The following is a 21205-nucleotide window of genomic DNA, read 5'->3' as shown; positions in this document are numbered from 1 at the left end:
GTCCTTAACCATTGGCCAAGCCGGAACGAAAGGGCAACAGTGACCATCGACGCAATCCGCAATGCCGCCATGACCAGCAAGGCGTGGCCTTATGAGGAGGCGCGGAAATTGGTGAGGCGGTGGCCCGACGGCAAGCCAGACGGCGGGCCAATGGTGTTCGAAACGGGTTATGGGCCGTCGGGCCTGCCACACATCGGTACGTTCACCGAGGTACTGCGCACCACCATGGTCCGCCGTGCCTATGAGGAACTGACCGGTGGCGCACCGACGCGACTGATCGCGTTCAGCGACGACATGGACGGGCTGCGGAAGGTCCCGGACAACGTCCCCAATCCGGACATTCTAGCGGCCAATCTCGGCAAGCCGCTGTCGCGCATTCCCAATCCCTTCCCGACCGACGACGAAAGCTTCGCGCACCACAATAATGCGATGTTGCGCCGTTTCCTGGACCAATATGGCTTCAACTATGAGTTCGTTTCGGCGTCAGAAAAGTACAACCACGGCGGCTTCGACGACGCGCTAAAGAATGTGCTTCGCCACTTCGGCGATATCATGGACATCATGCTGCCGACCCTTCGCGAGGAGCGGCGTCAAACCTATTCGCCGGTTCTGCCGATTTCGCCGTCATCGGGGCGGGTTTTGCAGGTGTCGGTCGACGTGGTGGACGCCGAAGCGGGGATCATCGCCTTTACCGACGAGGACGGAAGCCGGGTCGAGCAGAGCGCGCTCGGCGGCCTGTCCAAGCTTCAGTGGAAGGTGGACTGGGCGATGCGCTGGGTCGCGCTGGGCGTTGATTATGAAATGTACGGCAAGGACCTGACTGATAGCGGCATTCAGTCAGGAAAAATCGCGGCGGTCTTGGGCGGGCGCAAGCCGGAAGGCCTAATCTACGAGATGTTTCTCGACGAAAAGGGCGAGAAGATCTCCAAGTCCAAAGGCAACGGCCTCAGCCTCGAGGAATGGCTGACATACGGGTCGGATAACAGCCTGGCCTTCTACCTTTATCGGGAACCGAAGAAGGCCAAGAATCTTCACCTCGGCCTCGTCCCTCGCGCGGTAGACGAATATCTTCAGTTCCGTGGTAATTATCCCGGACAGGAGCCAGACAAGAAGCTCGGCAATCCGGTGCACCACATCCACGGCGGCCATGTGCCGGCAGGAGAACTGCCCCTGACGTACGGCCTGCTGCTCAACCTGGTTTCATTGCCGGGGGTGCAGGACAAGGACATTGCCTGGAAGTTCGTCCAAAAATATGCGCCTGGAACATCGCCAGAGCAGGACGAGGAGCTCGACGCGCTCATCGGCTTGGCGGTCAACTATGCCCGCGACTTCGTCGTTCCCACGCTGAAGCGGCGACCGCCGACCGAGGTCGAGCGCGCAGCACTGGCCGACCTCGATTCAGAGCTGGCGAAGGTCGCGCGTGACGTATCGAGCGACGAGATCCAAAATGTCGTGTTCGAGGTCGGCAAGCGGTACGAGTTCGATAGCCTGCGACAATGGTTTCAGGCGCTGTACGAAACCTTGCTCGGGTCGAGCCAAGGACCGCGCATGGGGAGCTTCATCGCGCTCTACGGTATCGAGAACACGCGAAAGCTGATCGCCGAGGCGCTCGCCTAGCGAGCCCTCAGCTTGTCGCGGTGGACCGGCTCGGCGGGGATTTCCGTTGCGTTCAGCCGCACGGCTTCCTCGTGCGAGAGGCCCGCCTTTTCCAGGGCGACGACCAGCGCTTGCGTCGGATCGACCGCGATGTCGGGGGCAACGCCGTCACCTTCCCAATCCTTGCCGGTCTTGATGTCGAATGTCCGGCCGACGGGGATAAAGGCAGCGAAATTCTTGCCTACCTCTGTCATGCCGCCAAAATGATTGGCGCCCGCCGTCGCTTCACCAATCAGCATCGCGCGGCCTGTCGACTTGAACGCCAGCGAAAAATGCTCTCCGGCTGACCCCGTGCGGTTCGAGGTCAGCAGATAAACCTTTGCATCGCGCGCCGGGGTCGCTTCGCCCGGCAGGGCGTAGTGGGTAGCGCGCATGTAAGAGGCATCTTTGACGATCTCCAGCGTCGGGGCGTCACCGAAAGGCGACCCGTTCGCATCGAAAATTGACCGGCGCATCTCCATCGTCACCAGCGGTGTCTTAGTGGCAAACAGATAAGGGAAGATGACGTCCATCTCGCCCAGCCGGCCGCCGTGATGATTGCGTAGGTCGAAAATGAAGGTCTTCGCGTCTTGGTGCTCGCTCATGAATTTGCGCACGGCGGCGATTTCCTCGTCCGTAGACATGAAGGCCGTGAAGCGAATGTAGGCGATCCCGGGTGCGATCTCCTTCGCCGACTGGATCAGTGGCGGCCAATGCTTGGGGATGCCGGGGCCACCGCCGCCTTGCCCGCGCACCTCCTCCTCGGCGACCGCGACATGCAGGTGCCCGTCCTTCTGGATTGCCTGGAGATCCTCGGTCATCCGGTCGGCGAGCTCTTGGCGCGTTCCCTGGTCGTACCGACCTGATGCCGCATTGGCGCGAAGCATGGTCGCGTAAGCCCTGCCCTGATCGGCATAGACGAAATTGGCAGTCAGTTCGGTCGCCAGCTTCTCGGCGACGTCGCGCCCTTCGCCTTGCTCCAGCTTCAGGCTGGCCCCGGCTGGGAGTTGGCGCGCGGGCGGCGCTTGAGGAGCAGTTTGCGCAACCGCCAAGGTTGCAATGGCGAGAACGGGCGCGGCCGCGGCAGCCAGAAGGAGGTTTCGAAGCAAGTCAGGGATCCAGTGCAGTGACGGAAGGATGGGACCGGTCAGGGGCCGAACGATAGGATCTGGACATCGCCACCCCGTGCGGGGCGCGCGACATCCTTGCGTTCGGCCGCATTGACCTTGCGAACAACCATATGGCGATGAGCGCTCGACGTGCACTTGGCTTCCGCGTTGGCGAATTCCGTCAAACGCGGCCAGGCGACATCGGACAGTTGCGCGGCCATGAGGAGCACGAGCGCCGAGATCAGTTGCGGTGCGTTCGTAAACATGTCGATCGTCCTTGATGGGGTGAAGTTATACATCCGGCATCAAGGCGGGCGGGTGCAAAGTTGCTGGCGTCAGCGCCAAATTTTGGCAAGGTTCGGCCAATGTTCGACAATTTCGACATCAAACTCCTGAATGCCATGCAGGAGGACGCCGACCGCACGGCCGAGCAACTTGCGGAGGTGATTCCCCTGTCGCCGTCGGCAATTGCACGGCGCTTGCGGCGGCTGCGCGAAACAGGCGCCATTTCGCAGACGATCGCGCTTGCTGCATCAAAATTCGCCGACCGGCGGCTTCGCGCCATCATCCGCGTGCAGCTTCACGAACATGCGCAGGCGGATGCGTTCAATCGCTTCCGCGCGCGACTCCAGTCGCTCGATGAGGTTCAGCTTTGCCTCGAAGTGAGCGGAGCCGATGACATGCTCATTCTCGCCGCCTGCCGCGACATGGCAGAATATAATGTCTTCGCGGATGAAGAGCTGGCGGCCTGCCCAGTCGTTCGCCGCTACGAGACGAGCTTCGTCAAAAAAGAACTGAAAAACCGGCCGATGATCCGGCTGGACGAGCGCGACGCGAACGGCTGACCGCCCGCGCCGCGTTGTTGCTTATTTCTTCGACGCGATCCAGCGATCGATCTTCTGTTCCAAGATCGCAAGCGGCAGAGATCCGGTCATCAGCACTTGGGCATGGAAATCCTTGATGTCGAACTTAGTGCCAAGTTCGATTTCGGCCTTCCGGCGCAGGCGTTGGATGGTCATCGCTCCAGTCTTGTACGCCAGCGCTTGGCTGGGGATCGCAATGTAGCGCTCGACCTCGGAGGTTGCGTCAGTTTTGCTGATGTCGCTGTGGGACATCATGTACTGAATCGACTGGTCTCGGGTCCAGCCTTTGCTGTGGATGCCCGTATCCACGACCAGCCGCATTGCGCGCAGCATCTCGTCCGACAGCGTGCCGAAGCGCTGGATCGGATCTTTGTAAAAACCCATGTCGTAGCCAAGTGTCTCGGCGTAGAGTGCCCAGCCTTCAACATAAGCCGTGTTACCGCCAAACCGCATGAAGGCCGGAAGCGCCTCGTTTTCCTGTGCAAGGCTGATCTGGAAATGGTGACCCGGCGCCCCTTCGTGAAGGTAGAGCGTGGTCATACCGACAATCGTGCGTGACGGCAGGTCGTAGGCATTGAAATAGAAGATACCCGGCCGCGAACCGTCAGGCGTACCTTGCTGATAGCTACCGCCGGCTTCGAATTTTTCGCGGAACGGCTCGTACGGGCGAATTTCAAGCGGCGCCTTCGGAATAGTTGAGAAATATTCCGGAAGTTTGGCATCGACCGCCTTGCCGATGTCGTAATAGCCCTGCGTTAAGGCCTCGCGCGTCGGCTTTTTGAACTTGGGATCGGTACGCAGATAGTCGAAGAACTTCGGGAGCGTTCCCTTGAACTGGACTTCCTGCCGAACCTTTTCCATTTCGCGGGTAATCCGCTCCACTTCATTGAGGCCTGTTTGGTGGATTTCCTCGGGCGTCAGCGGCAGCGTAGTGGTCGATTGGACCATGTAGCGATAGAGCCGATCACCGCCCTTCATATACATCAAGCCGACGCCCTCGCGCGCCTTGGGCAGATAGCTCGACGACAGATAGTCGCGCAGTTGCTTCATCGCGGGATACAGCCGGTTAGTAATCTCGGCGCGGTAGGCTGCCTCCAACCGCGTCTTGTCGGCGGCGCTCATATCGTCCGGGAATTTCTTGACTGGTCCGTAGAATGGCGACTCCTCAACCGGCTGCTTCAGCTGTGTGTCGAGCTGCTCGATGACGTTGCGAATAGTCAGCTTGGTCTCGAAGACCCCCGCCGCTTCGCCTTCCTTGAATCGGACGATGGCCGCGTCGATTAGCTTCGCATAGCCTTCGTGACGCTTCAGCGCATGCTCATAGTCGGCTACTGTCTTGAACGGCGCACCGCCAGCTCCGCTCGAGAACGTTGGATAGAAGGTGTGAAAGCCCGAGAAGTGATTGATCGGTCGAACTTTAGTCAGCGAAAGGATCGAGGAATCGTAACCCTTCAGCGTATCGCGCGTCGAAAATTCGAAGACGTCATATGCCAACTGATCCGTCGGATCGAGTGAGGCGCGATCGATAGCGTGCAGCGCCGCCAAGTCGGCTTCACCGGCCGCCTTCTCCTTCGCGAAATACTCCTCGCTGATGTAATCGCCGAACTGGTCAGCGTAGCGCATGTCCCCGCGGAAAATCGCGAACAGGGGATTGCGCTTCAGTTGCGCCTCATCACTTTCCTTGAACAGGCGGAACAGGCGGTCATGGGGGCTTTCTGCGGGAGCAGAGGGCGCGACCGCGGCGACGGGCACCGGCGGCACGACTGGAGCCGGCGTCGTTGCGCAGGCGGAGAGTGCGACGGCGGCGGCCGACAGGGCCAGGACGAGCTTCATTTTCATTGCAAACCCCTTGAACGACGTGCGGACTGCACGTCCCCGTGCACACGGCAAAAGGGGCGCTGCGGTCCTCCCGCAACGCCCCTTCGACCAACGGTTAGGACTTGTCTACCAGAAGAAACTATAGAGCACGTCCACGACTTGCCCGGTGTAGATGTTCACCAGCAGGGCATCGTCATAATAGCGCACCCAGCGATACGGACCGTAGGCCGGCGGCAACCGGTACATCCACGGATCGTCCAGCCAGTAACTTGAGCCGTAATAGCTCGGGTAAAGGCTGAAGCCGATTGAAAAGCGCCGATAGTTCCAGCCGTAGGGATCGTAGTACCGACCGATGCGAAACAGCGAGCGATTGCGGTCGCGATAGCTGCGCCAGTCGTAGCGATGATCGCGCCGCCAGTCGCCCGACCAGCGGTCACGGTTCACGCGATTGCCGTCGCGGACGATGCGGTCACGAAGACCATCGAAGCCGTCGCGGCTGCGCTCGCGCTGCGCTTCGACTTGCCGGGTTTCGGCGTCGCGCGCGATGCGGCGGAAGCCGTCAACCATGCCGCCGTCGGTCCGGCGCTCGCGGCGGACCTGCTCCACGGTCTGGACAGGCTGGGCCTGTTGATTCAGGCGCAGTTGGCGCTGTGAGCGTTCGGCACGCTCAATCAAGCGATCCGGCCGCTCAGCGCGCGCCGGACGGTCTGCCCTTTCCGAACGTTGTGACCGTTCAGTCCGCTGCGGCCGATCGTCAGATGAAGTCCGCTCTTCGCTTGCACGAGCAGCTCGCTCGCGCATTGCGTCAAGCATGCTCCCGTCGCGCGCCTGCGCCGCAACGGGAAGCATGGTGCTTGCCATCAACAGGGGGATCAAAAACTTACGCATCACTCACTCCAGCATTCCAGATCGACTTCATGAGTCGTTGGGCTGAATCTGCGACTCTGAGGATGAGCCGTTGCTGAACCGTGACGGACCGTGTTGCGAGCGAGCGGGCGCCTGCGAGGACAGCGGCGCGGCAACCTCCGCGGCCCGACGAACGGCCTTGAGTATGCGCAGCGTAGCGCCGCATCGGCAGATGTTTGGAAGCGTCGCAAGCTGCTCGGTCGTCGGACTGGGGGTGGCGCGCATCAGCGCGGCTAGCGTCATGATGAAGCCTGGGTCGCAGCGCCCGCACTGGCTAACCTGCTCCATGGCCCACGCCTGCTGAAGCGGGTGAGCCCGGTCGGCGGACAGTCCTTCGATCGTTGTAACGTCGGCGCCTTCTGCTTCAGCGATTGTGATTTGGCACGAAAGCGTTGCCCGGCCATCGACGATCACCGTACACGTTCCGCAATCCCCACTGTAGCAACCGTGCTTCGTTCCGGTCAGATTCGATGCATCGCGCAGCGCGAACAGCAGCGGGGTTTGGGGATCGAGGCGATAGCGAACGGCCTCGCCGTTAACAGTCATGCTGGTCATGTCGCACAGGCTATAGGGCGCGCGAGCGCTTGCAAAGCAGCGCCGTGCAGCCATGATGCAGTGATGGGGCGGGTTCTCACAAGCTACGGCAATATCGGCTATGTCGAGGCGGGCAGAGGCGACTCAGCGCCGATCATTTTCCTGCACGGTGTCGGTTCGGATAAAAGCGTGTGGCAACCGCAGCTCGACCACTTCGGCCGAGAGCGGCGGGCGATCGCCTTCGATTATCCGGGCTATGGAGAAAGCGACTTTGCGCCTGAAGCGGGCCGCGATGAGTTTGCAGAAGCAATCCTCGCGGCGATGGACGAATTGGGCGTTGGGCAGGCGCATGTCTGCGGCCTCTCTCTCGGAGGCGTTGTAGCCATTGCGATGTACCACGCGGCGCCTGGGCGCTGCACGTCGCTCATCATCGCCGACAGCTTCGCCGTCCATCCCAACGGACAGGTGATCCACGATCGCTCGGTCGCGGCGAGCAAGGCCATGACGATGCGGGCTTTGGCGGAGGCCCGGACGGGCATGCTGCTTGGTTCCGAAGCCAGCAATGCGTTGCGGCGCGAGGTAATCGAAACGATGGCCGCGATCGACCCGGACGCTTATCGTCTCGGTGCCGCAGCCGTCTGGCTGGCCGACCAGTGCAGCCGGGCCGCAGCGATCGATGTCCCGACCCTGATTCTGTGCGGGATTGAGGACGGCATAACCCCGCCCGCTCTGTCGACCGAACTTCATGAAATCATCCACAACTCCCGGCTGGAATGGTTGGAAGGATCCGGTCACTTGGCCAACCTCGAACAGCCTGAACGATTCAATAGCGCAATTGATCGCTTCCTTTCGGAGACTGAAACGAGGGTATAAAGTTATCTGCGTGTTAACCTTGTGATTTAAGCCAGTTTTTTCCTTGTCCTGCGACAAGCAGGGCAATGCGAACCAAGGCTGCACTTCTTGCCCGCCACCTGATCCCGGTGATTGCACTGGGGCTAATGGCAATTCCGGCGCAAGCGCAGGTCGTTCCGGCATCCTATCGCGGCATGTCGAAGAGCGATGCAATCCTGGGCGGGGCGCCAAGTGCGTTGGCCGCCATCCGCGCACAGCAGTCGAGTCAGTCGGCCACAATCTATCAGCCCGTTACGCCCGCCACCCAAAGCGCGCCTTACCGGCCCGCCGTGATCACACGGGCCATCAATCCGGTGTCGAGCGACCAGCCCGATGTCTTCAATAGCGTGGCGCTTTCGATCGGACGGAGCCCGCTGGACCAGCGCTGGCACCAAGTGTCGGGAGCCGGTGTCGGCGGCAATGCCGGCACCTTCGCCGCGTCGCTCCGTGACGAGGCTATTTTCGCCAAGCTGGAAGCGGTGAATAGCTATGTGAATCGCCGCGTACGGTTCATCGACGATCGCGTACAGTTTGGGACCCCCGACAAGTGGCAGGCAGCATCAGAAACGTTTACCCGCGGCCGCGGCGACTGCGAGGATTACGCCATTGCCAAACGCGCCATGCTTCGGGCGGCGGGCGTCTCCGACCGCGACCTTTACCTGGTCGTTCTGAAAGACTTGACCCGCCGTGCCGACCACGCCGTCTTGGTCGTTCGCGCTCAGGGCCGATTCCTTGTGCTCGACAATGGCACTGACCGGATCGTCGACAGCAGTGATCTTAGTGATTACCGGCCGGTTATCACTTTTACCGCCGGCCGGACTTACACACACGGCTATCGACGCGACGTGCCACCAGTCACTTACGCAAGCAACGCAGTGGAAGCGACGGTGGTCCTACCCAGCGCACGGTTCGAACCTGCGTCGGGTGAAGATGAGTTGCCCGACGTAGTCCTCGAAACCGCCAGCCTCATCCCCGTGATGGTCAGCCTTTGATCAGCGCTCCCGGAGCGCGTCGCTGCGGGCTTTCAATACCGGCTTTAGCAAATAGGTCAGGACGCTCTTCCGGCCAGTGATGATCTGCGTATCGGTCATCATGCCGGGCGCGATCGGCAAGCGGCGGCCGGCCGCGAAGAGATATGCGCGGTCGGTTTCGACGATCACGTTGAAATATGCCTGCCGCTCGACTTCATCGTAGATGCTGTCCGCTGACACTTGGACAACGCGACCGTCGAGTCCGCCATAGGTTGAGAAGTCATAGGCGGTCACTTTGACCAAGGCCCTGTCGCCAACCTTGATGAAGGCGATGTCGCTTGGTTTGACGCGCGTTTCGACGAGCAGCTTGTCGCCCATTGGCACGACTTCCATGATCTTCTCACCCGGCTGAACGAAGCCGCCGATCGTGGTTACCTGGACATCATTAACGACACCGTTGACGGGCGAGCGAACTTCCATCCGCCCCAGGCTGTTGCGGCCGCGAAGGGACTGTTCGTTGGCGGCGAGCTTCTGGCTGATCTGGCTGCGTTCGTTGAGCGCATCCTGGCGGAACGTGAATTGGGCTTCGCTGGCCTGGCTGAGCGCTTCGCTGACGGCGGCGCTTGCCCTTCCTGCCTGCTCACGGGCCGCGGCGATGCGCCCCTGAATGTCGACCACTTCACGGCGCGCGGTGATCAGTTCGGTCTGCGGAACGATGTTCTTGGCCGCGAGCGGCTCGAGCATCGACACCTGTTTCTGAGCGAGCGCTAGGCTGTTTGAGAGACTAGAGATGGTCGCATTGGCTTCCGCCACCTCACGGCGGCGCTGCTCGGCCGAGGCGCGCAGAGCGGCGACCCGGCTACCCAATGCCTCCCGACGAACGGCGCTCAACTGCGCTTCATCGCCGGCAAGCGATCCGCTGGCGCCCGTGCCCTCGGCAGCAAGGCGCTGCGACCGCGCCTGGAGGGCGTCGGTCTCTGCCTGGAGTGACCGGCTTTCCGGATTGTCGAGCCGCGCGAGCAGCTGGCCCCGCTGGACACGCTGACCAGATCGGACAAGCAACTCGGCAATGGTGGCGGGTTCGGCCGACTGGATGATCTGCACCTTGCTGGAAGGGATGACCTTGCCCTGCCCGGCCGTTACCTCGTCCACCTGGGCGAGCATGGCCCACAGCACGAAAACCGCGAAGCCAACCGCGACCGATACGATGATAAGGCGCGCGCCGGCGAGTGGCTCGCGCTGCCGCTTAGGCGTGGAGGGCATGAAGGGAAGAGTCGCCATCGTCTGCTATCCGTTTCTCAACGTGCCGCCAGTTGGCTGCCGACAAGGGCCGGCGCTTCCGCCGTTTTGACCGGAGCGGCCTTTTGCTTATCGGCGATCGCCTTTGTCGCGGAGGCGGTCTCCGACGGCATTGGAATATTGAGCGTCCAGCCTTTGCTGGTGTCCAAAAGCCCGCCAACGTCGTTTGGCGCCCGTGCGATCGGTGGACCGGCAACCGCGGAATCCTCGACCGGAGCGATTGTGCCGTCCGTCAGCACAGCTTGGCGGAGCGGCGGACGAAGCGCCAGGGGGTCGGCGGGCTCACCAATGTAGCGGCCAGTGAAGGCCGCGGTCGAACCCCATGCGCCCGGCCAGCGATAGAATATGTGTGCTCCGATCTGCGCGATCTTGGCGAGGCGAGGCGCCCAGTAGGGCGCGACATAATCAGCATGGTAGTGCGTGGCGGCCCCTACCGACCGCTCGACGGAGCCGTCGAGCGCCGCTGCCGCGATCTTTTGCGCGGCCTTCCACGCGCCGAGCGCCGGCGGGCGATAGAGTGATCCGTCACAGACGAAGCTGAACTGGCACACCGGAGCGCGGGCGCCCTGATACACAACTCCGCAGACGGACTTCGGGAATGCGGGATGGCGCATCCGGTTCAAGACGACCTGAGCGACAGCGCGGCGGCCTTCCGCAGGCTCGAAGCCGGCCTCGTAATAAATGGCCTGTGTCAGGCAGAGCAGCGCACGACGCTGGTCCAGGGGATCGCTGTTTGAAAGGTCGAATGGCCGCGCCGCGGTTACCGGTAGCGCGCTGAACGGCATCGAAGCGTTAATCAGCTTGGCTTCGTCTCCGACAGCGCGCGCCTCGACCAGATGTTCACCTGAGGTTGCGTCGATCAGCGCAGCGGCGTCGGCCGGCGCGATCAGCACCTTCGGCGCAGATGCCTGCGTCGAATGGACGCGCAGCGTCGTCCCGCCAACAATGCCGCCCAGCATCGCGACGACCGCAAAGGCCGCGTGACGCCGTCCGGGCAACCAGCGGATTGCCGAGGCCATCATTGGTTCGCCTCCTGCTTCGCGATGCCGGCCAGCCGGCTCATAACTTCGTCGCGCGGCCCGTCGGCAAGAATCTTTCCGGCATCGATTACGATCAGCCGATCGCAGACCGACAGCATGTTATGACGATGCGTCGACACGACGAGCGACTGGTCTTTGGCAAGCGCTGTCTTCAGCTTCTCGATGAAATAAAGTTCTGTCTGCGTGTCCATCGCGCCGGTCGGCTCGTCGAGGAACAGCAGCTTGGACGGCGATACCAGCGCACGGGCAAGGACGAGCAGAGAGCGCTGGCCGCCGGACAGCAGCGAACCGCGCTCGCCTACCGGCCGATCGAACCCGGCGGCATCGCGCGACAGGAAGATATCGGCACCCGACCGGGCCACTGCGTCGATCAATTGCTGGTCGTCAGCCTTGGCGGCCCCGAGGACTAGGTTGTCGCGAACGCTTCCCGAGAAAAGCTCCGCATCTTGTCCGACGAAGCGGAAACTGTCGCGCAGTTGGTGCGGGTGGTACTGACGGCTGTCGAGGCCATCGACCAGCATCTCGCCGCCGGTCGGGGCATAAAGCCCGCACAGCAGTCGGCCAAGCGTCGACTTGCCCGAAGCGACACGACCGATGATCGCGATACGCTCGCCCGGCTTGATAGACAGATTAATGCCTGAAAGGCTGTCGACGCTCGCTCCAGGATAGCGGAAGTCGGCGCTGCGCAACTCGATGTGGCCCGCACGGATTTCGGGGACGATACTTTTCGCAGCGACTTGCCGCTCGTCGGGCGCCTCCATCATTCGCTGCAGCGAATCCAGTGTTGTCATCGACTGGCGCGCGCGAGTGATGAGGAACGCGAATTGACCGATTGGCGACATGGCACGGCCGGCAAGCATGACGATGGCGATGATCGCGCCCATTGTGATGTCGCCGTTGTTGAACAGGTAGAAGCCGCCAACGACCAAGCCGACGCTGATCGCCTGTTGGCTGATCGAAGCGAGGTTGACCGCTACCGATGTCAGGCGGCGCATCTTTTCCTGCGTTCCCGCCGACATCGAGGCATAACGACGCCAGCGCCCGAGCATCTGTCCTTCCGCGCGGGCCGCTTTCAACGTCTCGATGCCCGAGATTGATTCCACCAGCACCGAATGCTGCAGCGAGCTGTCGGCCTGAGCATCGATTGCGGTACTTGCCATCCGCCGCTGAAGGCTGAGGCCTACAACGAGCATGGCAGCGATGCCGACGATCGGCACGAACACCAATGGCCCCGCCAGGACCGCGATCAGAACCAGGAAGACGACCATGAAGCCGATGTCGACAAGCAGGACGACGGAGGTAGAGGCGAAGAAGTCCCGAACACCTTCGTATTCACTGACCCGCTTGGCAAACGCGCCGGTGCTGCCTTGGCGCTCGGCCATCGGCAGGTTCATCACCTTCTCGAACAACTTCTGGGAATATTTTGCATCCAGCCGGCGGCCGATCTCGTCTACCAGCTGCGAACGGGCAAGGCGCAGGATGAAATCAAATGCGAGCGCTAAGGCTACGCCAATCGCAAGCACCCACAAGGTCGGAACGGCCTTGTTGGGAATGACCCGGTCATAGACGTTCATCGTGAATAGCGGCACCGCGAGTGCCAGCAGGTTGACGATGAGCGCGGCCAGCAGAACCGGCCAGAATTCCTTCCGGACCTTCCACACTTCCGACCAAAACCAGTGGGTGCGGCGGGCCTTGTCCCACGGGCGCTCGTTGGCGCGTTCGCGGGTAGGGTCGGCTTCGACGGCGATCGCCCGACCAATGTAAGAAGGTTCAACGTCTTCGACCGGAACCCACATCGGCTCGGCGGTGCCGGGCGTGTAGATCAGCGCGTCGCCGCCCCTCATTTCCAACAGCACGACAGCGCGATCGTCGGAAAGTTCGAGGATGGCTGGCAGTTGCTGAAGGCGCCAGCCGCGAATGCGGCGGCGTGCCACGGGCTCGCACCGCATTCCAACCTGTTCGAGCGCCGGCTCGATCTGGTGGAAGGGGAGCGTGCCCGTGGCCGATAGTGCGAGCCCCGCGCGCAGCAAGACCGGGGAAGACGGTCTGTCCGAGCGGCGCGCGAGGAACGTCAGGCAATCGAGGACAGGGTCAATTTCACGCGATGGCGCGGAATCCAGCCCTTGCATGATACTCAACGCCTGTCCCCTTCATTCGGTCTTACTGGCCTTCGACCGGCGCAGGTGCCGGCTCGGGCGCGGGTTCCGGAGCAGGAGCTGCCATCGGCGCGGGCGCCGAGTTGGGCGGCCCCATGACCGGGTACGGCATGCTGTTTTCCTGACGATCGGTCGCCGGAACCTGGTTGACGTTGAAGCGACCGCTGTCGTTGCTCCAGCCCTCGCTCGGCATCGAAACGCCAAGCGCCTCGATCAGGCGATTGCTGGCTGCCAGTACGCGATATTGTGCGTAGATCTTAGCGAGACGCGCGGTCTCTGCTTGGGCCTGCACATTCTGGCGCGTGTTCTGCGCATCAAGCACGTCGAGCAGCGAACGCCGACCGACATTGAACTGCTCGCGATAGGAGATTAGCAGATCGTCCGCGACACGGCTTTGCGTCTCGAGTTCGTTCGCCAGGCGCGTCTGGTTGGTCAGGCGGCTCCATGCGGCGCGCGTATCCTCTTCGGCACGGCGCTGCATTTCGAACAGGCGGGCATGGGCCTCATCGGCCCGGGCCTTCTGTTCGCGGACATTGGCGGTGTTCGCCAGGCCGTCGAAGATCTTCCAACGCATGACGACGCGGGCGGACAGGTCGCTAGTGCGACCCTGGAAGCCGTCGATGTCGTCGCCGTAGCGGGCGCTGGCTTCGGCATTGAACCGCGGGCCGAGCTGCGACTGGGCAGTCTTGATGACTTCGCGCTGAGTAGCGAGGTCATGAATGGCTTCCTGAACACGCGGATTATTTTCACGCGCCATAATTTCGGCGTCCGTGAGCGAGCCCGGCATAGCGCCCGACAGGTCCGGCGGCATATTGACGGAATCGATCGGCACGCCAGTCAGTGTTTGAAACTGGATGGCGGCAGTATCGAGGTCTTCCTGCGCTTCCGTGACGCGGGCACGGGCCGACTGCAGGCGCTCTTCGGCCTGCTGTTGATCCGCAACCGAGATGGAGCCGCGCGCGACGCCTTCGCGAAGGTCACCGGCGAGACGCTCGTGGAATGTCGCATTGTCGGACGCAATCGCCACAAGCCGCTGCTGCAGTAGATAATCGATGTAAGCACGACTGACGTTTAGCGCGACGAATTCGCTGCGTTCCTCGATGCGGGCAGCAGCGGCGTCGGTACGCGAGGCCTGACGGCGAATTTCCGCGGTCCGCTCGCCGAAGTCGAACAGCAGCTGGTCGACGATGACCTGGCCTTCGATCGGTTCTAGCCGCTCGTCGGCGATGCCGAGGGCGCGACGGGTCGGATTGCGAAGCTTGCGGAGGCCAGCGGAGCCTTCGACCGAAATGGTCGGCAGCCACTTGCCCTGCGCCTGCTTGCGCTCTTCGCGAGTAGCGATCTTATTATGAACCGCCTGCCGAATTTCCGGGTTGGTATTCAGTGCGGATTGAACCGCTTCCCTTAAATCGATCGCGAAAGCCGGCGAGGCGCAAAGCAGCACCGCCCCGGGAACGATCATCGTCCAGTGCTTCCTATTCATGTCTTCCCCCTTCTGGTCATCGCGCGGAAACCCTCCCCGTCCACCAGGGAGGGTCGCGTCACTGAGTTCAGCCGTTAACGACAGGCTGCACCGCATCATGATGGAGCACCAAGGCATCCATCTTGAACATCATGTCGGTTGCCGAGGCGAAAGCCCCGTGCCCGCCCATGTCCCAACCCGGAACGCCGCCCGTGTCGAGACTTGCCAGTTGGACTATGTCCGGAACCGAGCCGTTTCCGTGGCCGCCGATCGCCTCAAGCAGATGGTCGACTGTCGGAGCAGAGCCATGTCCGAGTGCGTCGGCGAGCACCTTCTCGACCGAACCGCCCTGCTGGGCGTTGCCAACGAGGTTCGCGAGCTGGAGCATCTCCGCCGAAGCCATGGCGACCACCGGTGCAGGAGCCGCCGCTATTGGCACATGAGCGAAGTCGCCGCCCTGGTCACCGAAGCTCGCCGGCCGGATTGCAGCGGCGAAGTCCCCGAGCATGTGATTGTCGAGAACCTGGCTGACGTCGGCCAGCTGGTTGGAGCCATGCATGCTTCCCGCCAACTGGGTCGACTGGACGGTTGATCCCGACAGTCCGACGATCGAGGTGGATGCAAACAAGTCCCCATCCATCGCACTTTCCCGGCCCACCATCTGGATGCTGGATTGCTGGAAGCTGTCTTGCGCCAGAGTGCTGAGCGACGGATCGAAGAAGCTGTTGAGCGAAGCCGTCGACATCAGCGACAGGCCCGATGCCGCGACCATGGCCGAGGTGATGCCGGTATTGCCGATGTTGCCGAAGCTGTTGCCGTTGCCGCCGTTCCACTTCGAATTGTCGTTCGCGGTGAACGACAGGTTCGACTGGTCGCCGTCTCCAGGAGCGCTACGTTCCATCGACATCAGAGTCAGTGGCGCGACGGCTGGTTCGAACGTGATGTCGATTGCAGCGGGCATGGAGACGGTGTCGCCGTCGGCGTCCGTGATCGTCAGGTCGTAGGTTACGTTTATCGGTTCGCCCGTATCAACCGACCCGATCGCAAATATGCCCAGGTCGAAGCTGTCTTCAGACGAGTCATTCGCAGCGTTCGGACCTGTGCCTTCCGGCAATGCATTGACGGCGACCGCGTTGAAGTCGTTCGGCCCCGTTGCGATGCCATATTGATCGCCTTGCTGGATGCCGGTGAAAACAACCGACCCGTCCGCCTGCTTCTGTACGAACACGCCGTATGCGACTGCTGTCCAAACCCCGACTGCTACCCCCGATATGTCGATGGTCACGGGAGTCTGGCCGGTGTCGAAGCCGTCAACCGTCACTTCCAGGATCGTGACAGAGCTGGAATTGGCAAAGCCACCCGCTGGATTGCGATCCGGCTCGTTCGCCTGGGTGTCGGCGGTATCCAGCGCCCATACCCTGAAGGCAACCGTCTGCCCCTGACTTCCCTGTACCTGCGGAATGGTCTGGAGATAGCTGTTCGTATCGACATGCCCGGAGTAGCCGAACCCGGTCGGCGTCGCCGCGCCAGTCGTCAGATTGCTGATTAAATCAATACGAATGGTCTCGCCATTATCCATCGACTGGTTGGCCGCCCCGATCGAGTCGGAGTCGGTGTTGACCGATGTCGCAGCGCCACCTGAAGCTGAGGCAGACAGCAGCAGGTCGACCGGCGTACTCGGATCATCTTCACCAACGCCGCGGAAGTTGACGTTGCCGGCGGCCGAGCTGGTGAGGTCGTCGAACGAGACGCCCTGCCCATTGTCGAGCGTTCCGGTCATAGTGACCGTATAGTCACCCGTGGCCTGGTTGATCTGGACCGTGAAGATCAGCTGACCGTCGATGCCGTTGGTGCTGTTTGTCCGGCCTTGGAGGGTCTGGCCGTTGTTCGACAGCCAATAGGTGACGACGTCGTCGCCGGACGTCAGGCCGGAATTTTCGCCATTAACGATGTTGGCAAACTGTACCAGTCCGGGGCCGTCGGCGCCGAAGTCGGTGATAACCTCGCCGTCGTCGTCCAGATCCTCTGTAACCGTCGCCAAGGCTTCGTTGGTGATGCTGGCCGAATCCGGCTGGATCGCAACCGGCACATCGTCGTCGAAGGTGATGACGAGGTCGCCAAAGACTGCATCGCCATCGCTGTCGGCGACCTGGAATGCGATGGTCGTGGTCGCGTCATTCTCGTTGGCGACCACCGCGTGCAGGACGTTGTCAATCTGCGTAAGAGTGAAGTCACCCGTCACCGGATCGACCTGAATGCTGAACAGCGCGCCCCGTGGGCCGGTTCCCGTCAGCGTGTTGGTGCCGGCGTTCCAGCTGTAGTTGACGATTTCGGTGCCAACCGTTCCCGATAGGCCATGCATGTTGGCCAGCGAGTAGCTGAGAGCGCCGTCGCCGCCGCTGGCGACGAACTGACCATGGAAGATCGCCTCGCTCGGATTAGCAGGGGCATCTTCGCCGGCGTTGGCATTGAGATCGCCAACTCCGACGGCGGTATTGGCGTTCGGCAATCCGTCGTCATCCGAAAGCGCTACGGCATCGGTAACCAGTGGTGCCTGATCGATGTCGAGTGTGATGTCGAGGTCGGCGGTCGTCCCGTCGCCGTCGGCATCTTCGATCGTGTAGGTGAAATGCTCCACATAACCGTTTGGCACATCGCTCGGGTCGGCCGTCAGCGTGTAGGTGTAGCTGCCGTTCTCGTTGATTACCAAAGTGCCATATTGGCCGTTGACCTGCAGATTGCCGCCGCCGTCCGGAGTATTATCGGACGATCCGCCGAATCCGGTCGCGGCCCTCACCTCGATCGGTTCATCAGCGCCCGAGTCATCGTTGGTCAGCACATTGCCGGAAATGTCGAACGCCTCGGTGTTCACGAACTGCACCACCAGCGCATAGCTGTTGGCCTGGCCCTCGAATGTACGGACCTGGGTGACCAAATTGCCGAGTTCATCGATCAGGCCGAGCACCTTTAACTCATAGTCGACGCCGTTGATGTCGACTATGACGGTCTGCGGCGTGATGTCGATGATGTCGCGGTTCTGCTCCGGAGTGCCGTTGTTGGGCGTCTCATCATGGTCGAACTGGATCTCGATCGGACCGACCGGATAATCCACGCCGTCGATGTTCACGACAAAGTCGACGGTCAGCGTCGTCTGCAACAGCTCGGCGCCGTTGATCGGGTTGTTGTAGTGGGTGAAAGTCCCAATCGTGAACGGCTGGTTGGTGAGGACCGTCTGGCTTTCCAAGGCCGGGTTGTCGACATAACCATAGCCCGACTGCTGGCCACCCGGATTCGCCGGCGTGCCCCAGCGGATCTCGTCAGTCGCGCCGTCGCCGTCCTTGTCGAATGTAGTCGGCGAGGCGCCGCCTTGCATTTGCGTGTCGGTCCATTCTCCAACGATATCGTCGACACCGAGCGGATCGAGATCGACGACCAGCGTCGGCGTGTCGTCGACTGCAACCGGCGTGTCGTCATCGACCGTGATGACCAGCGCGTTGGGACTGGCAGTCACGCTGTCGCCGTCCGCATCCGTCGCCCGGATCAACGAGCTGAGGTCGATCCCCAGGTCATTCTCCAGGTTGTCGCCCGGCAGGCCGTTCAGCGTCGGATGGTCAAGCTGGTCGAACAGCGTGAACGTGTAGCTTCCATCCGGGTTGATGACGAAGGTGAAGATCGTATTGCCGCCTGGCGCCGAAGCGGTCAGCGTATTGCCCACGATCCCGTAGCTCAGCGGCACGCCGCCCGAGCTCAGATTCTGTGCAAGCAGTCCTGCGGTGCTGTTGACCATGCTGTAGCTGATCGGTGTGTCGGAACCCGAGTTGAACAGCGTCACGACGCTGCCCGATGCCACCGTCGGCTGGCCAGGGAAATCGGCGAACGAGCCTGCGCCCGCCGGACCGCCGGCGATACCGTCGCCCGGACCGCCGTCGGCGATGCCCTCAACCACGCCGTCCTCGTCGACCGTACCAGTCAACTGGACAGCAGTTACGCTCGGCCCATCATCCTCAAAGCGGACGACGCTGCCAAGATCGACTTGGGCGAAGTCGGTATCGCCGTCGAAATCGGTGGTCGTGACGCGAAGGTTCAGCACGCCGGCATTCAGCCCGGTCGAATCCTCGTCATTCGACGCGGTGTTCGAGTGCTCGACTGCCAGGAACTGAGTCAGGGTCACTGCGCCAGTGGTGGGGTTGATGCTGACCGTGAACGCCGTGTTGCCGGCGTCGATGCCGCCCTCGGTGGCCGAGGTCGAACCGGTGATCACGCCGCCATTCTCGTAAAGGAAGATCGGCGCATTGTTGCTCGACACCAAGAGGCCCGAAGCGATGCCTTCCGAACTGAGCGCCAGCGAGTAGACATTGGTCTGTGGCGTATCGGCACTGACGTGCGGATTGGTCACATTGACCAGGCTCGCCAAGGTCATCGTAACCGTGCCGAGGTTCCCGCCGACAGGGTCGACTTCCCCGCCAACCGCGACGACGCCGTCCGTCTCATCGATCCGGATCTGCGTACCGGTGAGCACAGCCGCTACATCAGGACCATCGTCCGTGAACCGCAGGTTGGCGCCGATATCGATCGACTCGCTGTCAGTAACATTGTCGCCGTCTCTATCAGTCAGAGATGCTGACGCGGTAAGAGTAATCAGGGCGTCTGCCATACTGACGATATGGTCAGCGAACGGAGGTCCTCCGGTCGGAGTGGGGTCGCCGCCCACATGGTCGATCTGGCTGTACTGGGTTAGCGTCACCACACCGCTGCCGTCCACGGCAACGTCAAACACCGTGTTCGTCGCGTCAACTGCGGCGAGCGTCGCAGACGTGGAGCCAACTACCTTGCCGCTGATCTCGTAGAGATAGATGTTGTTGCTTCCCTGGTTGAGGCCCGAGTCCACGCCGGCAGGGCCACCGGTGTAGCCGGTAACGTCGAGCGTGAATGCGAGCGTTGCCGCTGCAGCAGTGCCATCAGCACCCGCTGACTGAACCAGCCCGAATACGCCGCCGAAATTGGCGGTCGACTGAGCGGTATCGCTTGCGCCGCCTATTGTTTGGGCATCGTCCGTCGTAAGGATGATAGCGGCATCGCTACCCTCGGAAACGTTGATCGTTGGCGTATCATCATCGACGTTGATAGTTATCGTCGCCGGCTCGGTATCGCCGTCGTCATCTTCGACCTCGACACCGATCGAAAAGACAAAGTTATTTTCAATGTTGTCGTCTGGACCGCCGTTGTCGGCAGGATGCCACATCGGCGCATTCTGGGTAACGGTGAACGAGCCGTCGCTCTGATCGAGCTGGATCGTCATGACCGTGACGGGACTGCCATTCTGGTCCTGGACAATGATTAGGGTATCCGCGTCACTTGCGGCGCCAACACTGAACCCTGTGGGCAGCGTATTGATTCCGGTGAAGTTGTAGGTCAGCGGAGCGTCCCCGCCGGAGCCATTCAACTGACCGTTGACGACGTTGCCTGGAACCGTGTCGGGATCGTCGTCGCCTGGCCCGTCCGGATTGCCGTTGGCCCCCGGGATGACGTCGTCGTCCAGTCGGATCAGGTTCGGATCCGGAAGAGTCGGGAAATTGTCTTCAATGCTGATGGTCAGCGTTGCCGTCGTGTTATCGCCGTCGCCGTCGGTCAGCGCGTAAGTGAAGACATCGCTGACTCCCCCGGGGGTACCGTCATTGCGCAAGTAGCTATAGTCGCCGTTCGAATAAATCGTCAGGACACCATAGTCGCCGTCGATGGTAACAAACCCGGCATTTGGAACTGCCTTGCCTGGATCGGCATCACTGTGATCGATGAAGGTGATCCGACCGCCATCGGCTCCCGGAGCATCTGCAACGCCGTCGGTGCCATTGGTGTCTTCGGACACCGCCACTTCAGTGCCAGTGAGAACGTTGCCCGTTGCTGGGCCGTTGCCGCCGACGATCGAATCGACGTCATTATTAGCTAAGGGGCCATCATCGAGGAAGGTGATCTGCCCGCCGATATCTACTGCACCCGAAGTCACGGGATCGCCATCGCCGTCAGTCGCGGTGACTGTTACGCCTATGATGTTACTGTCGAAGCTGAGCGGATCATTCGGGTCGGGGTTTACCGGATGGTCGAGCGAAAGATATTGCTCGACCGTGACTACGCCGGTCGTGGAATTAATCGCGATCGCAAATGCGGCTTGGCCGTTGAACGTGCCGCCGTTGACCACACCAACGATGACCCCGCCCACGATCTGCAGATTGATGGGAGTGCCATCGGTCAGCGTCAGGCCGGAGCTGACGTTCAGAATGCTCAGCGCATAGGTGATGTCACCGCCCGCAGCCGGACCGTCAGCACCGAACACCGCATTGGCATCGACAACCGCCACGCCCGAATTGGCTTGGCCCAGCGCAAGTCCGCCAGCGAGGTCGGGATCGTCACCCTTGACGATCGCACCCGTGTTGATCGCCGGAGCCGTCGACGGGAGACTCTCGTCCACCGTGACCGTCGCCTCCGCGTCCAGAACAGGATCGACCGCCGGGCCGTCATCCAGG

The 21205-nt window shown here is 61.7% G+C and carries 14 protein-coding genes; 4 read left to right on the top strand and 10 right to left on the bottom strand.

Annotation, left to right across the window (positions count from 1 at the left end):
• The first annotated feature begins 69 nt into the window (after positions 1–69).
• A complete protein-coding gene (locus D3M59_RS06915) occupies positions 70–1617 on the top strand; it encodes a lysine--tRNA ligase (protein ID WP_233543210.1) in 1548 nt (515 codons plus the stop codon).
• On the opposite strand, the gene D3M59_RS06910 is transcribed toward D3M59_RS06915, so the two are convergent.
• Together D3M59_RS06910 and D3M59_RS11940 are read right to left on the bottom strand one after the other, a co-directional pair.
• Entirely contained in the window at positions 1614–2744 is a 1131-nt protein-coding gene (locus D3M59_RS06910; RefSeq protein WP_147416721.1) for a S41 family peptidase, read from the bottom strand. The genes D3M59_RS06915 and D3M59_RS06910 overlap by 4 nt on opposite strands.
• A 38-nt stretch (positions 2745–2782) precedes the next feature.
• A complete protein-coding gene (locus D3M59_RS11940) occupies positions 2783–3010 on the bottom strand; it encodes a hypothetical protein (protein ID WP_147416720.1) in 228 nt (75 codons plus the stop codon).
• 99 nt (positions 3011–3109) lie between these two features.
• On the opposite strand from D3M59_RS11940, the gene D3M59_RS06905 reads away from it, so the two are divergent.
• Entirely contained in the window at positions 3110–3589 is a 480-nt protein-coding gene (locus D3M59_RS06905) for an Lrp/AsnC family transcriptional regulator (protein WP_119532936.1), read from the top strand.
• A gap of 21 nt (positions 3590–3610) precedes the next feature.
• Here the strand turns inward: D3M59_RS06905 and D3M59_RS06900 are convergent, their stop codons facing one another.
• The 3 genes from D3M59_RS06900 to D3M59_RS06890 all read right to left on the bottom strand — a co-directional run bounded on the left by D3M59_RS06900 (position 3611) and on the right by D3M59_RS06890 (position 6886).
• Positions 3611–5446: a DUF885 domain-containing protein gene (locus tag D3M59_RS06900; RefSeq protein WP_119532935.1), complete on the bottom strand. Its 1836-nt coding sequence runs from the start codon at positions 5444–5446 to the stop codon at positions 3611–3613.
• 105 nt (positions 5447–5551) lie between these two features.
• Positions 5552–6313 carry an RcnB family protein gene (locus tag D3M59_RS06895; protein WP_119532934.1) on the bottom strand — a complete coding sequence of 254 codons (762 nt, stop codon included), beginning with the start codon at positions 6311–6313 and terminating at the stop codon, positions 5552–5554.
• Positions 6314–6340: 27 nt separating this feature from the next.
• Positions 6341–6886: a (2Fe-2S)-binding protein gene (locus D3M59_RS06890; RefSeq protein WP_119532933.1), complete on the bottom strand. Its 546-nt coding sequence runs from the start codon at positions 6884–6886 to the stop codon at positions 6341–6343.
• A 63-nt stretch (positions 6887–6949) separates the two neighbouring features.
• On the opposite strand from D3M59_RS06890, the gene D3M59_RS06885 reads away from it, so the two are divergent.
• Both D3M59_RS06885 and D3M59_RS06880 read left to right on the top strand, forming a co-directional pair.
• Complete coding sequence (locus tag D3M59_RS06885; RefSeq protein WP_119532932.1) at positions 6950–7738, top strand: alpha/beta fold hydrolase; 789 nt, start codon at positions 6950–6952, stop codon at positions 7736–7738.
• Positions 7739–7803: 65 nt separating this feature from the next.
• The gene (locus D3M59_RS06880; protein ID WP_119532931.1) at positions 7804–8748 is read left to right on the top strand and encodes a transglutaminase-like cysteine peptidase; all 945 of its coding nucleotides are present in this window, start codon (positions 7804–7806) and stop codon (positions 8746–8748) included.
• On the opposite strand, the gene D3M59_RS06875 is transcribed toward D3M59_RS06880, so the two are convergent.
• The 5 genes from D3M59_RS06875 to D3M59_RS06850 all read right to left on the bottom strand — a co-directional run bounded on the left by D3M59_RS06875 (position 8749) and on the right by D3M59_RS06850 (position 21150).
• Positions 8749–10008 carry an HlyD family type I secretion periplasmic adaptor subunit gene (locus D3M59_RS06875; protein ID WP_233543185.1) on the bottom strand — a complete coding sequence of 420 codons (1260 nt, stop codon included), beginning with the start codon at positions 10006–10008 and terminating at the stop codon, positions 8749–8751. It lies immediately after the preceding gene.
• 17 nt (positions 10009–10025) lie between these two features.
• A complete protein-coding gene (locus tag D3M59_RS06870; protein ID WP_119532930.1) occupies positions 10026–11048 on the bottom strand; it encodes a cell wall hydrolase in 1023 nt (340 codons plus the stop codon).
• Positions 11045–13195, bottom strand: a complete 2151-nt coding sequence (locus D3M59_RS06865) for a type I secretion system permease/ATPase (RefSeq protein WP_119532929.1) — start codon at positions 13193–13195, stop codon at positions 11045–11047. Before D3M59_RS06865 ends, D3M59_RS06870 begins: the two co-directional genes overlap by 4 nt.
• Before the next feature lie 31 nt (positions 13196–13226).
• Positions 13227–14705 (bottom strand): TolC family protein, encoded by a 1479-nt coding sequence (locus tag D3M59_RS11935; RefSeq protein ID WP_158581969.1) that lies wholly within the window; start codon positions 14703–14705, stop codon positions 13227–13229.
• A gap of 67 nt (positions 14706–14772) precedes the next feature.
• On the bottom strand, positions 14773–21150 hold the full coding sequence (locus tag D3M59_RS06850) for a DUF5801 repeats-in-toxin domain-containing protein (RefSeq protein ID WP_233543184.1): 6378 nt from the start codon (positions 21148–21150) through the stop codon (positions 14773–14775).
• Positions 21151–21205 lie beyond the last annotated feature (55 nt).

Origin of the sequence: Sphingomonas edaphi (genome assembly GCF_003583725.1) — a bacterium.
In the GTDB taxonomy this organism is placed as follows: Bacteria; Pseudomonadota; Alphaproteobacteria; order Sphingomonadales; family Sphingomonadaceae; genus Sphingomicrobium; species Sphingomicrobium edaphi.
Note: the sequence above shows the minus strand (reverse complement) of the source record. Positions and strands in the feature narration are given on the sequence as shown.